This is a genomic window from Limimaricola sp. AA108-03, assembly GCF_050847355.1.
Lineage (GTDB): Bacteria > Pseudomonadota > Alphaproteobacteria > Rhodobacterales > Rhodobacteraceae > Limimaricola.
This window is the reverse complement of sequence record NZ_CP193755.1, coordinates 934,908-949,981: the sequence shown is the minus strand read 5'-3', so window position 1 is coordinate 949,981 and position 15,074 is coordinate 934,908. Positions and strand designations below refer to the sequence as shown.

The window sequence follows — 15,074 nt, the reverse complement described above, 5'->3', positions numbered from 1 at the left end:
CCGCGATGCGCCGCGTCCTGACCGCCTTGGGCTGCGCCCTTTCGCTCGCCGCCTGTGCAGCGCCGCCGGGCTTCGACGATGAGGCGGGCCGCGCCGGGCCAGCCTTCGGCACGGCGACGCGCGACAATGTCATCGCCCATAGCAGCGCCTCCGAGGGCCTGCGCGTGAACTTGGCGCGTCAGTTCGCCGCCGAGGTCGACACCACGATCACCTTCGCCTTCGATTCCGCCCAGCTCGATGCCAAGGCGCGCACCGTGCTGCAGCGCCAAGCGGCATGGATCCGGCGCTATCCGGAGCTGCGATTCCGAGTCTATGGCCATACCGACCTCGTCGGCCCGGCCAGCTACAATCAGGCGCTGGGCCTGCGCCGGGCCCGCGCGGCGGTGGCCTATCTCGTGTCGCAGGGCCTCGATGCGAGCCGCCTCGAGGCGGTGGCCTCCTTCGGCGAAACCCGGCCCCTGATCGCCACGACCGATCCCGAGCGGGCCAACCGCCGGACCGTCACCGAGGTTTCGGGCTTCGTGCGCGGTCACCCCAACCTTCTCAACGGCAAATACGCCGCGGTGATCTTCGAGGGCTACGTGGAGAGCGCGGTCCCCCAAAGCACGCTCGGCGAGGGCGGGTCTGGCAGCGATGGTGTCGAAGCCGCGGCCCCTTGAGCCCGGTGTGACAAATTCGAACCGTACGTCGCGATCGTTGCCAGCGCCCCAACAATTACAGTTTTTCAGCCCCATTGCAGCCATCATTGATCTGCAAGACTGAACCGGTGGAGGGGATGGTCTCTGCACCGTCTTCCGGGCCGCCCGACCCGCTTCGGCGGGCCCTCCCGCCTTGACAGAGGATACGAAGGAATGAGCAGCACGGCCCCCCTGCAACCCGAACCCCAGCCGATCGCGGCCTGCACGATCAGTCGTGACGTGCAGCAGTTCGACCTGCTGATCGAGGACATGGAGGCCGCGATGGGCGAGAACTGGGGCGATCTCGGTTTCGCGGACGCCCTCGCCTTCCTCGAGCAGCCCGAGGCCGCGGAACTCGAATTCGTGGCGGTCGCCCTGAGCAAGGAGGACGAGCGCCAGCTGCCGCTGATCGCGGACATCATCGCCCACGCGAAGCGGCGCGGCATCAAGGTGGTGCTGATCGCCGACGACGTGAGCCCGGCCGCGCTGCACCAGCTGCTGCGCGAGGGCGGCGACGAATTCGTCCCCTATCCCCTGCCCGAGGGCGAACTGGCCCAGGCGATCGAGCGGCTGCGCTCGGGCGCCGGGCCACTTCTGCCCGAAGCCGAGCCGACCGAGCCCCGTGCCACCGATGACCGCTCCGGCGTGGTGATCCCTGTACAGGGCCTCGCAGGCGGCAGCGGTGCCACGACGCTCGCGGTGAACCTCGCCTGGGAGCTGGCCAATATCGACCGCAAGGCACCCCCGCGGGTCTGCCTGATCGATCTCGACCTGCAATTCGGCACCACCGCCACCTATCTCGACCTGCCGCGCCGCGAGGCGGTGCTGGAGATCCTGAGCGATACCGCGGGCGCCGACAGCGAGAGCCTGCTCGCCGCCATGATCGTGCATCAGGAGCGGCTGCACGTGCTGACCTCTCCGGCCGAGCTGGTGCCGCTCGATCTCATGGGTCCGGCCGACGTGGCGCGGCTGATCGAGATGGCGCGGGTCAATTTCGACTATGTCGTGATCGACATGCCCTCGAGCGTGGTCGACTGGTCCGAGACGGTGCTGCAGGCGGCGCATGTCTATTTCGCCACGCTCGAACTCGACATGCGATCGGCCCAGAACACGATGCGGCTCAAGCGGGCGCTGCAATCCGAGGAGCTGCCCTTCGAGAAGCTGCGTTTCGTGCTCAACCGCGCGCCGGGCTTCACCGATCTGTCGGGCAAGAGCCGGGCCAAGAGGCTGGCCGACTCGCTGGGCATCTCGATCGAGGTGCAGTTGCCCGATGGTGGCCGCGCGGTGACCCAGAGCGCCGATCACGGCACGCCGCTGGCCGAGGGCGCGGCCAAGAACCCGCTGCGGCGCGAGATCGCCAAGCTTGCCCGCTCCGTTCACAAGGTCAACGTCGCCGAGGCCAAGGCCTGAGGGCCGGCGCCGCAGCCAGGAGAGCGCCATGTTCTCGAAATACAGGAAGCCCGATCCGAGCCGGAACGCCGGCGCAGCCGCTGCCCGCACTCCTGCAGCCAAGCCCGCGACGCCCGCGCCGCAGGCGGCGGGCCCCTCGACACCGGCACCGGCCCTGCCCGGCCCTGCCAGCGCCTCGATGCGCCGGTCGGCTCCTGCAACCGAAGCCGTGCGCCGCGCCGCCGAGGCCGCGCCCGCAGACAAGGAGCGTCGCCGCAAGGAGCGGCTGGCCGAGATCAAGCTTGAGGTGCACAAGGCGCTGCTCGACACGCTCAACCTCGCCGCGCTCGACAAGGCGAGCGAGCAGGATCTGCGCAACGAGATCAATTCGATCGCGACCGAAACGCTCGACACCATGGGCGTCGTTCTGAACCGCGAAGAGCGCCAGAGTCTCAACCAGGATCTCTTTTTCGAGGTCACCGGGCTCGGCCCGCTCGAGACGCTGCTCAAGGATGACAGCGTCAACGACATCCTCGTCAACGGCCCGCACCAGATCTTCGTGGAGCGGGGCGGCAAGCTGCAATTGACCGACATCACCTTCAAGGACGAACGGCACCTGCTGCGGATCATCGACAAGATCGTCTCTGCCGTCGGCCGCCGGGTCGACGAATCGAACCCCTATGTCGACGCGCGCCTCGCCGATGGATCGCGCTTCAACGCCATGGTCGGGCCGATCGCGGTGGATGGCAGCCTCGTCTCGATCCGCAAGTTCAAGAAGGACAAGCTCGGCATCGACGACCTGATCCGCTTCGGCGCGATGACCGAGGAGATGGCCGCCTATCTCGAGGCGGCGGTGGCGACGCGGCTCAACATCATCGTCTCGGGTGGCACCGGTTCGGGCAAGACCACGACCCTGAACGCCCTCTCATCCTTCATCGACAACAACGAGCGCATCCTGACGATCGAGGACACCGCCGAGCTTCAGCTCCAGCAGACCCATGTCGGCCGGATGGAAAGCCGTCCCGCCAACGTCGAGGGGCGTGGCGCGGTGAGCCAGCGCGACTGTCTCAAGAACGCGCTCAGGATGCGGCCCGACCGGATCATCGTCGGCGAAACGCGCGGCGAGGAGGTGATCGACATGCTGCAGGCGATGAATACCGGCCATGACGGCTCGATGACCACGATCCACGCCAACTCGGCCAGGGACGGTATCTCGCGCCTCGAGAACATGATCGCGATGGCCGGGATCGAGATGCCGATCAAGGCGGTTCGCAGCCAGATCGCCAGCGCGGTGAACCTGATCGTGCAGGCAAGCCGCCTGCAGGACGGCTCGCGCCGGATGACCTCGATCACCGAGATCACCGGCATGGAAGGCGACGTGATCTCGATGCAGGAGGTGTTCCGCTACCGCCGCGTCGGCCTCACCCCCGACAACAAGATCATCGGCCATTTCACGGCCACCGGCGTGCGCAGCCACTTCTCGGAGCGGTTCCGCCTCTGGGGCTACGACCTGCCGGCGACGATCTTCGAACCGATGGCGGCGGAGTAGGAACATGAACCTCAGCGCGGAACCGATCATCTACGGCCTCGTCTTCGTCGCCGTCCTGGTGCTGGTCGAGGGGCTCTACCTCACCATCTTCGGACGCTCGATCAGCCTCAACAACCGGGTCAATCGCCGCCTGACGCTGCTGGAAAAAGGCGGCCGGCGCGAAGAGGTGCTCGAACAGCTGCGCAAGGAGATGACGCAGCACCTGAAGTCGCGCCGCGTGCCGCTCTACTCGATCCTCGCCCACAAGGCGCAGAAGGCCAATATCGCCTTCACCCCGACCCAGTTGGTGCTGCTGATGGCGGGGCTGGGGCTTCTGGCCTTCGCCGGCCTCTCGGTGGGCACGGCGGCGAGCCTGCCCATTCGGATCGTAGTTGGCGCGGCGATGGGGGTGGGTGGCGTCTATGTCTGGGTCAACAACAAGGCCAAGAAGCGCCTCGGGCTGATCGAGTCGCAGTTGCCGGAGGCGATCGAACTCATGGTGCGATCGCTGCGCGTGGGCCACCCCTTCTCATCGGCCATCGGCATCGTCGCGCGCGAGGTGCCCGATCCGCTGGGCTCGGAGATGGGCGTGATCGCCGACGAGGCCGCCTATGGGCGCGACATGAGCGAAAGCCTGAAGGCCATGGCCGAGCGGCTCGACATGCAGGATCTGCGCTTTCTCGCCGTGGCGGTGACGATCCAGCGACAGGCAGGCGGCAATCTCGCCGAGATCCTCGACGGCCTCGCCAAGGTGGTGCGCGCCCGGTTCCGGCTGTTCCGCAGGGTCAAGGCCATCACCGCCGAGGCCAAATGGTCGGGCATGTTCCTTTCCGGCTTCCCGCTGGCGGCGCTGGTGGGGATCAACCTGATGGACCCCAACTATTACGACGAGGTGCGGGAGACGGCGGTGTTCATCCCGGCCTGCTTCGTGGTCGGCGCCTTCCTGACCGTGAACGTCATCGTCATGCGTGCCCTCGTCAACATCAAGGTCTGAACCATGCCCGTGTTCCAGCAGATCCAGGCGATCCTCGTCGAACATCTCGGCCCGGCCGGACCACTCATCGTGGTGGGCCTGCTCGGTCTCGCGATGATCCTCCTGACGTTGCCGGCCCTACTGCGCCGCCGCGAGGACCCGCTCGACAAGCTCAGGGCCCAGAACGCGCGCGAGGGAGGCGAGGCTCAGGCGAGTCCGGTCGACCGGCTGCGGGCGCCATCGGCGGCCGACAAGCTCGATCGCTACGCCACGTTTCTCGAGCCGCAGAACGCCGAGGAGCTCTCGGCCGTGCGGCTGCGGCTGATGCAGGCGGGCTACCGCGCGCGCAACGCGGTGCGGATCTACCATTTCAGCCAGTTCGCCTTGGGCATCAGCGCGCTTCTGGCCGGATTGATCTGGGCGCTGAGCCGGGGCGAGGCCACGACGCAGGACCTGATCACCGCGACGCTGATCCCGGCCGCGATCGGCTACATGGGGCCCAAATACTGGGTTACCCGGCGCCGCGAGGCGCGCAAGCAGCAGATCACCGACGGCTTCCCCGACAGCCTCGACATGATGCTGGTCTGCGTCGAGGCGGGCCAGTCGCTCGATCAGGCGATCATCCGCGTCAGCCACGAGCTGCGTGCGGGATATCCGGACCTCGCCTTCGAATACAGCCAGGTGGCGCACGAGATGAAGGCAGGCAAGGACAAGGCGCTGGTGCTGCGCGACCTGTCGGAACGTTGCGGCGTGGTCGATATTTCGAGCTTCGTCACGGTTCTGGTGCAAAGCCAGCAATTCGGCACCTCCATCGCCGAAGCGCTGCGGATCTTCTCCGCCGAGATGCGCGACAAGCGCGTGATGCGGGCCGAGGAAAAGGCCAACACCCTGCCCACCAAGATGACTTTGGCGACGATGATGTTGACGGTGCCGCCGCTGCTGATCATCCTGATCGGGCCGTCGATCTTCGACATCTACATGACCCTTGGCGGCGGGGCTGCCGGGAACTGACTCTCTCACATATGCGATCGATCGCCATTCTTGCCGCCCTCGCCTTGCTGGCCGCCTGCTCGGATGCAGGCGGCCTCTCCGCATCCGCAGGCGGCGTCTATGCCCCCGGCCCCTCAGGTGAGCCCGATGTGGATGGGCTGATCGTCGGGCACCGGCTGATGGCGGCGAACGAGCCGGAACTGGCCTTGAACGCCTATGGCCGCGCCGCCGGCCAGCAGGGTCTCGATGTCGACACGCTCTCGGCGATGGGCTCGGCCAATCTGCGGCTGGGCCGTCTGGGCCAGGCGGAGCGGCTGCTGCGCCGTGCCGTGGCCGAGGATCCGGACTTCGCGCCGGCTTGGAACAACCTCGGCGTGGTGCTGATGGAGACCGACCGCGCCGCGGAGGCCGCCGAGAGCTTTCGCCGCGCCTTCGCGCTGGTGGATGGCGGCGATGACATGGTGCGCGACAACCTGCGCCGGGCCCTCGCCAAGCGTGACGGCGCGCTCTATGCTGGCCCGCAGGAAACGGAAGAGTTCCAGCTGGTGCGGCGCGGATCGGGGCAATACGCGATCCTGACCGCGCTGTGAGGATGTCGAGCACAAAGGACGCGCCCATGCGCCTTCCCCTCAGCTGTTGCGCCCTGTTGTCGGCGCTCATTCTCGCGGGATGCGGCGATTCCGAGGGCCAGGTGTCGCGCGCGGTCGGGGATCTGCGCGAGGCCCGCGACGCCGACCTCAACGAGATCATGCTGACGGTGGCCGAGCCATCCGAAAGCGTCGCCTATTTTCAGCGCCTCGTCACGGCGGAACCCGCCGCCATCGCGCTGCAGCGGGGTCTGGCCACCTCGCTGGTCCGCGCCAAGCGCAGCGCCGAGGGCGTGGCCGCGTGGCGCAAGGTGGTCGCGCATCCGGAATCCGGTCCGGCCGACAGCGTCGAGCTGGCCGACGCGCTGATCCGCACCAATGCCTGGAACGAGGCCGAGGCCGTGCTCGACGGCATTCCGCCGACCTTCGAAACCTTCCAGCGCTACCGGCTCGAGGCGATGGTCGCCGACAGCAACGAGGAATGGAGCCGCGCCGACAGCTTCTACGAAACCGCGGCGGGGCTGACCACGACGCCCGCGGGCGTGCTCAACAACTGGGGTTATTCCAAGCTCACCCGCGGCGACTACAACGGCGCCGAGCGGCTCTTCACCGACGCGCTGCGGCAGGAGCCGGGGCTCTTCACCGCCAAGAACAACCTCATTCTCGCGCGGGGTGCCCAGCGCAACTACCAGCTGCCGGTGGTGCCGATGACCCAGACCGAGCGGGCGCAGCTGCTCTACACGCTGGCGCTCGCCGCGATCAAGCAGAACGACGTAACGATCGGCAAGGGGCTGCTGCGCGACGCGGTCGAGACGCATCCGCAGCATTTCGAAGAGGCCGCGCGGGCGCTGAACGCCCTTGAAGGCGGCGCGACCAACTAGCGCCGGGCTGCTTCCCCGCTGCTGCCACAATCGCCTACGAGGATCGGGCGGCAGGGCCGAATGGCGGCGGCAGTGACGGGAGATCTCGATGAACATGCAGATCGGCGCGATGGCGCCGCAGGTACCGCGCAGCCTCGAGGCGGCCGGACTGCCGATGGTGATGATGCGCGACATCGCCCTCAAGACGATCTTCCGCATGAATGCCCGACTGGTCAGCGAGGTCGCCCGTGCCACCTGCCTGCCCGTCAACGTCGCGCAGGAACTCGTCGATCTGTTGCGCGGTCAGAAGCTGATCGAGGCGATGGGCACGCTCACCGGTCCCGGTGCCAGTGCCGAAATGCCCTACCAGCTTACCGAGGCGGGCCGGGCCCGGGCGCTCGACGCGCTGGCGCAATCGGAATATTTCGGTGCCATGCCGGTGCCTCTCGCCGACTACCGCGAGCAGGTGGCCAGGCAGTCGGTACGCAACCTGACCATGACCCGCGACCGGCTGCAGGCGGCGATGGGGCATCTGGTGCTGCCGCCCGGGCTGATCGGCCAGCTCGGACCCGCCATCGGGGCCGGACGCTCGATCCTCATGTACGGCCCGCCCGGCAACGGCAAATCCTCGATCTCGAACGGCATTCGCGCCGCGCTCGGCGATCTTGTCTATGTGCCGCGCGCGCTCGAATATGGCGGGCAGGTCATCACCGTCTACGACCCGATCATCCATGCCAGCATCGAGGATGCCCCGGAGGACCCGAACGCGCTGCGCCGTTCGACCACGCGCTTCGACACCCGCTACGTGCGCTGCGAGAGGCCCACGGTCGTCACCGGGGGCGAGTTGTCGCTCGACATGCTCGATCTGGTCTACAACCCGGTGGCGCGCACCTATCAGGCGCCGTTGCAGCTCAAGGCCACGGGAGGTGTGTTCATCGTCGACGATCTGGGCCGACAGGCCGAACCGCCCCAGAAGCTGGTGAACCGCTGGATCGTGCCGCTCGAAGAGAACCGCGATATCCTCGCGCTGCAATCCGGCGAAAAGTTCGAGGTGCCCTTCGACACGCTGGTGATCTTCTCCACCAACTTCCATCCCAACGAGATCTTCGACCAGGCGGCACTGCGGCGGATCTTCTTCAAGATCCGCGTGGACGGGCCCAGCCAGGAGGATTTCCTCAAGATCTTCGCGCTGGTGGCGCGCAAGAAGAAGATGCCGCTGAGCCAGGCCGCGCTGATCCATCTGCTCAAGGCCAAGTACCCGACCATCGGCAATGTCTATGCCAACTACCAACCGGTATTCCTGATCGACCAGATCATCTCGATCTGCGAGTTCGAGGGAATCCCTTACCAGATGACGCCCGAACTGATCGATCGGGCCTGGGACAACATGTTCGTACGCGAGGGCGCGGTGGTGCGCTGAACCCCCTCACGCTTCGGCCAAGGGCACCTCGCGCAAGAGCAGCGTGACGGCGAAGGCCAGCGTGGCGATCCCTGCCGCCAGCAGGAAGATCGGATCGAGCGCCGCGGCAAAGCCTGCCAGCACGCTCTCGCGCAGATGCGGTTCGAGCGCCATCACGCTGTCGCGGCTGATCGTGCCGAGCCCTGCCCCCTCGACGCGGCCCGCGAGGTTCTGCGCCAGTTCGGCGCCGAACACCGCCCCGAAGATCGAGGTGCCGAGCGAGCCGCCGATCAGGCGGAACATGTTGGCGCTGGCGGTGCCCACCCCCAGCATCGCGCGCGGCACCGCGTTCTGGATCGCCGCGACGCCGACGCTCATCATCGGCCCGATGCCGAGCCCGGTGGCCGTCATCAAAGCCACGACCTGCCAGAGCGGCGTGTCGGGACCAAGCCGCGACAGACCCAGCATCGCCACGGCCAGCAGCGCGGTGGAGGCCACCGGTAGCGCCTTGTAGCGGCCCGTGCGGCCCATCACCCGCCCCGAGACCATCGAGGCGGCGATCAGTCCCCCCATCATCGGCAGCAGGAACATTCCCGACAATACCGGCGAGACCCCCTGCACAACCTGCAGATAGAGCGGCAGGAAGGTGATCGTGCCGAACATCGCCATGCCGACCAGTAGCCCCGCCGCGTTGACCACCGCCACCGCGTTGAGCCGGAACAGCGACAGCGGCAGGATCGGCTCCGCGGCACGGCCCTCGACGAAAAGGAACCCCGTGAGCGACGCCAGCGTCGCGCCGATCAGCGCCAGCATCGCCGGTTCGCTCCAGCCCAGCGCGGTGCCGCCCATGCTCGTTACCAGCACCAGCCCCGACAGCGTCGCGGTCAAGAGCGCCGCCCCTGCCACGTCGATGTGGGGCCGGGCGCCCGGCGCGCGTCCGCGCAACGCCGATTGCAGCACGACCCAAGCGATGGCGACCACCGGCAGGTTGGCGAAGAAGATCCAGTGCCAGCCTAGACTTTGCACCAGAAAGCCCCCGACCAGCGGCCCGACCACCGTGGAAAGGCCGAACACCCCGCCTAGCGCGCCCTGCACCCGGCTACGCTCGCGCGGAGGCAGCAGGTCGGCCACCACCGCCATCGCCACCACGATCAGGCCCCCGCCGCCCAGCCCCTGCACCGCGCGCCCCGCGATCAGCACCTCCATCGACGGCGCGACGCCGCAAATCAACGCGCCCAAGGTGAACACCCCCAGCCCGGCCTGCATCACCGCCTTGCGACCGAACAAGTCGCCCAGCTTGCCGAAGATCGGCGCGCCGACGGTCGAGGCCAGAAGATAAGCCGTGACCACCCAGCTCATCCGGTTCAGCCCGCCGAGATCGGCGGTGATCACCGGCAGCGCCGTGGACACGATGGTCTGGCCGGTCGAGGCCACGAAAAGAGTCACCGCCACCGCCCAGATCGCCAGTCGCCGATGATGGCCCGGCGTCTCCATGGCTTGGGGTGTGGCGGTCATGCGAAACTCCGGGCTATCAGGGTACAAGCCCGCACGCTCCGCCGAAGGGCGAAGAGGCTTGCGGAGACGGGGCGGTGACGCCAGATATGTGATACTGGCAGATTCATGTCAATGGCATGCAATTTGGAAAGGCGGGGAATGGCCGAACGCGACGAGGAACTGATCGGGGACATGGCGCGGGCCGGGATCGATCCGGAGGTGACGCGGGCGGCACTCGCCTTCGACGCGGTGCTGCAACGCTGGCGCCGACGGGTGCGCACGCGAGAACTGGGGCACCGGGCGCTCTCCGAACTGGGTCTGCCGCTCGATCTCGCGCAGCTCGATGTGATGATCGCGATCCATGCGCCCGTCAACGAGTTCGGCGACGACCCCGCCGAGGAGACCATGGTGTCGACCGTGGCGCAGCGGCTCAACATCGACCCGTCGCGCGCCAGCCGGATCGTTTCGGACCTGATCGCGCGCGGCTTTGCCGAACGCGCCGCGAGCCAAGCCGATGCGCGGCGAACCATCGTCGCCCTCACCCCCTCGGGGCAGGCCATCGTCGAGGCGGTGCGGCGCTACAAGTTCCTGCTTCTGGGCGGGTTTCTCTCCGACTGGACGGTGGAGGAGCGCGAAACGCTGTTGCCGCTGCTGGAGCGGTTCTCGCACTGGTCCGAAACCGGCGCCACCGCCGACGAGGCGGATCTGGAGAACCGGATCGGTCGGCTGCGCGACGATCTGGCGCAGAAGCTCGCCGCGCTTTGAAAGCGGGGGCCACGCGCCCTAGATGGGGGTGATGAGCGCCCTGCCCCCCATCTTCGAGGACTGGTTTTCCAAACGTGGCTGGAGCGTTCATCCGCACCAGCAGGAGATGCTCGACCGGTCCGACGCGACCGCGCTCATGCTCATCGCACCCACCGGTGGCGGCAAGACGCTCGCGGGTTTCCTGCCGACGCTCGCCGAGCTGGCGGAGGGCGATCACAAGGGGCTCCACACACTCTACGTCTCGCCGCTGAAGGCGCTGGCCACCGACATCAGGCGTAACTTGACCATCCCGGTCGAGGAAATGGGACTGCCGATCCGGATCGAGGACCGGACCGGTGACACCAAGCAGACCGCCAAGAAACGTCAGCGCGCCGATCCGCCGCATATCCTGCTGACCACGCCTGAAAGCCTCGCGCTGATGATCTCCTACGAGGACGCGCCGCGCATCTTCGCCGGGCTGCAACGGGTCGTGGTCGACGAGATCCATGCGCTGATGGAGGGCAAGCGCGGCGACCAGCTGATGCTGTCGCTGGGGCGGCTCGAAAGCCTTGCCCCCGGGCTGCGCCGGGTCGGGCTTTCGGCCACGGTGGACGACCCCGAGGCGCTGGCCGCGCAGCTCGCGCGGCATCCCGAGTCCTGCGAGATCATCGAGGCCGATCCCGGCCCCGATCCAGACATCTCGATGCTGCGCACCGAAGCGCCGCCGCCATGGGCCGGCGCGGGCGGCGGCTATGCCGTGCGCGAGGTGCTGGTGCAGGTGAAACGGCACAAGACCACGCTGATCTTCCATAACACCCGCGCCCAGGCCGAGATCTTCTTTCACAAGCTCTGGCTCGCCAATGAAGACGACCTGCCGATCGGAATCCATCATGGCAGCCTGTCGCGGCAGGTGCGCGAGAATGTTGAGGCCGCGATGGTTGCGGGCGATCTGCGCGCCATCGTCTGCACTGGCAGCCTCGATCTCGGGATCGATTGGGGCGACGTGGATCTGGTGATCCAGATCGGCGCGCCCAAGAACATCAAGCGGCTGGTGCAGCGCATCGGCCGGGCCAACCACCGCTACAACGCACCGTCCAAGGCGCTGCTGGTGCCCGCCAACCGCTTCGAGGTGGTCGAATGCATGGCGGCGCTCGAGGCGGTGCGCGACCACGAGCTCGACGGCAGCCCGCGCGGCCCCGGCCCGCTCGACGTGCTGTGCCAGCACATAATGATCACCGCCTGCGCGGGACCCTTCGACGAGGACGCGCTCTTCGCCGAGGTGAAGAGCGTTGGCCCCTATGCCGGGATCAGCCGGGCACAATTCGACGACTGCCTCGATTTCGTGGCCACCGGCGGCTATGCGCTGCGCGCCTATGACAAGTGGAAGCGGCTGCTGCGGCGCCCCGACGGGCTGTGGCAGCTGCGCGACCCTCGAAGCGCCCTGCGCATCCGCATGAATATCGGCACGATCCAGGATGCCGACATGCTGAAGGTGCGGATGCGCGGCGGCGGAGGCAAGCCCTTGGGCGAGGTCGAGGAGGGTTTCGCCTCATCGCTCACCCCGGGCGACACGTTTCTCATCGGCGGGCAGATCGTGCGCTACGAGACGCTGCGCGAAATGACGGTGGAGGTCACCCGCCGCGCCGATCGCGAACCGCGCATCGCCACCTACGCCGGGGCCAAGATGCCGACCTCGGCGCAGCTCGCGCATCGCATCCTCGACGATCTGCAACGCCCCGACTGGCCCGAACTGCCGCCCCATACGCGCGATTGGCTGCACCTCCAGCGCGAGGTGTCGAAGATGCCCGAGCGGGGTCGCATCCTCGTGGAAACCTTCGAGCATGACGGGCGTCACCATGCCTGCTTCCACACCTTCGCGGGCCGCCACGCACAGCAGACGCTGGGTCTGCTTCTGACACGGCGGATGGAGACACTGGGCCTGCACCCCTTGGGCTTCGTCGGCACCGATTACGCGACGTTGATCTGGGGGCTCGACGAGCTCAGCGATCCGGCGCCGCTGTTCGAAGCGCACGAGCTGCGCGAGGGGCTGGAGGGCTGGCTGACCTCGAACGCGGTGATGAAGCGCACCTTCCGGGGCGTGGCGAGCATTGCCGGACTGATCGAGAAGAACCTGCCGCAGGTCCGCAAGACCGGTCGGCAGGCAACGTTCAGCTCCGACATCCTCTATGACACGCTGGCGAAATACGACCCAGAGCACCTGATCCTGCGGGTCACCCGCGAAGAGGCGATGCGCGGTCTCGTCGACTTCGCCCGGGTCGAGGAAATGCTGGAGCGCACCAAGGGCCGGGTCGATCTCGTTCGCGCCGCCCGCCCCACGCCGCTTGCCGCCGCGATGCTGCTGGAACGCGACCGGGTGCCCGTCGCGGGTGCCGGCCGCGAGCGGCTGGCCGAGGAGGAGGCGGCGCGTTTGTTGAAGGAATCGGGTCTCGCGGCCTTCGGCGCCCCCACGGTCGCGGGGGTGTGAGGGAGGTCCCGCTTGCACGCGACGCCCCGTGCGGGCATGGGACCGTTCCATGAACGGAATAGAGATCCCCTTCCAGGGCGAGACGCTCTGTGCGCTGGGCTCCGGCGCGCTCCACTGGGCCGCACGGGACCTGCTGATCGTCTCGGACCTGCATTTCGGCAAGTCCGAGCGCATCGCGCGCCGTCGCGGCACCATGCTGCCGCCATATGAGACCCGCGCGACGCTGGAGCGGCTGGAGGCGGATCTGCTAGAAACGGGCGCGGGCGGCGTGCTCTGCTTGGGCGACAGCTTCGACGATCTGGATGCCGCGAACGGGCTGGACGACGAGGACCGCGCACATCTCGTCTCGCTGATCGAAGGGCGCGTCTGGCATTGGGTCGAGGGCAATCACGATCCCGGACCGGCGGGACTGCCGGGCGAGCATCACGTCGAGTTGGTCATCGGTCCGCTCGTTTTCCGCCATATCGCCGAAGTGGGCGCGCGGGGCGAGTTGTCGGGGCATTACCACCCCAAGCTCGGCCTGCCCGGTTGCGGCGGAACGAGGCCATGCTTCCTGTTCGACGCGGACCGGATGATCCTGCCCGCCTATGGCGCCTATACCGGCGGCATGCCCGCCACCGCGCCGGAGTTCGCGGCGCTGATCGGCAGCCCGGCTTTCGCGGTGCTCACGGGTACCAAGCCTCTGCTCGTCCCCTACCCCGGACGCAAGGGCACGGGGCGGGGACGCCGGCGCTTCTAGCCCGGGATCAGACCGTCAGCCCCTCGGGCTCTGGCAGGCCGTTCGCCCGACAGGCGGCGGTCAGCGTGTTGGCGAGCAGGCAGGCGATGGTCATCGGTCCGACGCCGCCGGGCACCGGGGTGATCGCGCCCGCGACCTCCCGGGCCGCGTCGAAATCGACATCGCCCACGAGCCGTGTCTTGCCGCCCTCGGCCTCGACCCGGTTGATGCCCACATCGATCACCGTGGCGCCGGGCTTGATCCAGTGGCCCTTGACCATCTTGGGTCGGCCCACCGCCGCCACGACGATGTCGGCGCGGCGCACCACGTCGGCGATGTCCTTGGTACGGCTGTGCGCGATGCTCACCGTGCAGCTTTCGCCCAGCAGCAGATGCGCCATCGGCTTGCCGACGATGTTGGAGCGACCGATGACGACGGCCTCCTTGCCCGACATGTCACCCAGATGCTCGCGCAGCATCATCAGGCAACCCAGCGGCGTGCAAGGCACCATCGCCTTCTGTCCGGTGCCCAACAGGCCGACATTGGAGATATGAAACCCGTCCACGTCCTTGGCCGGATCGATGGCGTTGATCACCGCGTCGGAATTCATGTGCCCGGGCAGCGGCAGCTGTACGAGGATGCCATGCACCGCCGGGTCGGCGTTCAGTTGCGCGACCAGCGATAGCAGATCGGCCTCGGAGGTTTCCTCGGGCAGGCGATGCTCGAAGCTCTCCATGCCGACTTCGACCGTCATCCGGCCCTTCGACCGCACATAGACCTCTGAGGCCGCGTCGGAGCCGACCAGCACCACGGCGAGACCGGGGGTGATGCCGTGATCGGCTTTCAGCGCCGCGACCTGTTCGGCCACCCGGCCCCGGATGTCGGCGGCAAAGGCCTTGCCATCGATGATGGTGGCGCTCATTCGGCGTCTCCCTTGCCCAGAACCTCTTCCTCGCGCGCGATGAAATGCTCCATCATCTCGCGCCACAGCCGCTCCGCGAGACCGGTATCGAGCCCCTCGGCATGGGCACGGGCGATCACCTTGTCGAGCACGTCCTGCACCCGGCTCTCGATCCGCGCGGGCAGCCCCTCGCCCGGTTTCAGCTCGATCGCGCGTTCGATCATCGTCGCGCGGCGCGCCAGCAGGCGCACCAGCTCCGCATCGATCGCGTCGATCTCGCGCCTGAGCGCCGCCATGTCGCCGATTTCGGCCGCTGCCGTCATTCGAAA

The 15,074-nt window shown here is 67.7% G+C and carries 14 protein-coding genes; 11 read left to right on the top strand and 3 right to left on the bottom strand.

The window, feature by feature from the left end; genetic code table 11:
• Positions 1–5 precede the first annotated feature (5 nt).
• The 8 genes from ACRAQ3_RS04725 (at position 6) to ACRAQ3_RS04690 (ending at position 8,424) form a co-directional block, all read left to right on the top strand.
• Positions 6–659: an OmpA family protein gene (locus ACRAQ3_RS04725; RefSeq protein WP_432255849.1), complete on the top strand. Its 654-nt coding sequence runs from the start codon at positions 6–8 to the stop codon at positions 657–659.
• Between the two features lie 192 nt (positions 660–851).
• Complete coding sequence (locus ACRAQ3_RS04720; RefSeq protein ID WP_269397053.1) at positions 852–2,087, top strand: AAA family ATPase; 1,236 nt, start codon at positions 852–854, stop codon at positions 2,085–2,087.
• A 28-nt stretch (positions 2,088–2,115) separates the two neighbouring features.
• On the top strand, positions 2,116–3,615 hold the full coding sequence (locus tag ACRAQ3_RS04715; protein WP_432255848.1) for a CpaF family protein: 1,500 nt from the start codon (positions 2,116–2,118) through the stop codon (positions 3,613–3,615).
• 4 nt (positions 3,616–3,619) lie between these two features.
• A complete protein-coding gene (locus ACRAQ3_RS04710; protein WP_269397055.1) occupies positions 3,620–4,588 on the top strand; it encodes a type II secretion system F family protein in 969 nt (322 codons plus the stop codon).
• Positions 4,589–4,591: 3 nt separating this feature from the next.
• Positions 4,592–5,578 carry a type II secretion system F family protein gene (locus ACRAQ3_RS04705; protein WP_432255847.1) on the top strand — a complete coding sequence of 329 codons (987 nt, stop codon included), beginning with the start codon at positions 4,592–4,594 and terminating at the stop codon, positions 5,576–5,578.
• A gap of 11 nt (positions 5,579–5,589) precedes the next feature.
• A complete protein-coding gene (locus ACRAQ3_RS04700; protein WP_085894645.1) occupies positions 5,590–6,147 on the top strand; it encodes a tetratricopeptide repeat protein in 558 nt (185 codons plus the stop codon).
• A gap of 26 nt (positions 6,148–6,173) precedes the next feature.
• The gene (locus ACRAQ3_RS04695) at positions 6,174–7,025 is read left to right on the top strand and encodes a tetratricopeptide repeat protein (RefSeq protein WP_432255846.1); all 852 of its coding nucleotides are present in this window, start codon (positions 6,174–6,176) and stop codon (positions 7,023–7,025) included.
• Between the two features lie 88 nt (positions 7,026–7,113).
• Positions 7,114–8,424 (top strand): ATPase, encoded by a 1,311-nt coding sequence (locus ACRAQ3_RS04690; protein WP_432255845.1) that lies wholly within the window; start codon positions 7,114–7,116, stop codon positions 8,422–8,424.
• Between the two features lie 6 nt (positions 8,425–8,430).
• On the opposite strand, the gene ACRAQ3_RS04685 is transcribed toward ACRAQ3_RS04690, so the two are convergent.
• Positions 8,431–9,918, bottom strand: a complete 1,488-nt coding sequence (locus tag ACRAQ3_RS04685) for an MDR family MFS transporter (protein WP_432255844.1) — start codon at positions 9,916–9,918, stop codon at positions 8,431–8,433.
• 138 nt (positions 9,919–10,056) lie between these two features.
• Between ACRAQ3_RS04685 and ACRAQ3_RS04680 the strand changes: the two genes are divergently transcribed.
• Genes ACRAQ3_RS04680 through pdeM form a run of 3 tightly spaced genes read left to right on the top strand, consistent with a single transcriptional unit; the run spans position 10,057 to position 13,865 of the window.
• Positions 10,057–10,662: a MarR family winged helix-turn-helix transcriptional regulator gene (locus tag ACRAQ3_RS04680; RefSeq protein WP_432255843.1), complete on the top strand. Its 606-nt coding sequence runs from the start codon at positions 10,057–10,059 to the stop codon at positions 10,660–10,662.
• 31 nt (positions 10,663–10,693) lie between these two features.
• Positions 10,694–13,126 (top strand): ligase-associated DNA damage response DEXH box helicase, encoded by a 2,433-nt coding sequence (locus ACRAQ3_RS04675; protein ID WP_432255842.1) that lies wholly within the window; start codon positions 10,694–10,696, stop codon positions 13,124–13,126.
• 49 nt (positions 13,127–13,175) lie between these two features.
• The gene (gene pdeM / locus ACRAQ3_RS04670; protein WP_432255841.1) at positions 13,176–13,865 is read left to right on the top strand and encodes a ligase-associated DNA damage response endonuclease PdeM; all 690 of its coding nucleotides are present in this window, start codon (positions 13,176–13,178) and stop codon (positions 13,863–13,865) included.
• Positions 13,866–13,872: 7 nt separating this feature from the next.
• Here pdeM and folD read toward each other — a convergent pair whose 3' ends face one another.
• Positions 13,873–14,766, bottom strand: coding sequence for a bifunctional methylenetetrahydrofolate dehydrogenase/methenyltetrahydrofolate cyclohydrolase FolD (gene folD, locus ACRAQ3_RS04665; RefSeq protein ID WP_432255840.1), 894 nt, complete (start codon positions 14,764–14,766; stop codon positions 13,873–13,875).
• Positions 14,763–15,068 carry a chorismate mutase gene (locus ACRAQ3_RS04660; protein ID WP_269397064.1) on the bottom strand — a complete coding sequence of 102 codons (306 nt, stop codon included), beginning with the start codon at positions 15,066–15,068 and terminating at the stop codon, positions 14,763–14,765. The genes folD and ACRAQ3_RS04660 overlap by 4 nt, the downstream gene beginning before the upstream one ends.
• Positions 15,069–15,074 lie beyond the last annotated feature (6 nt).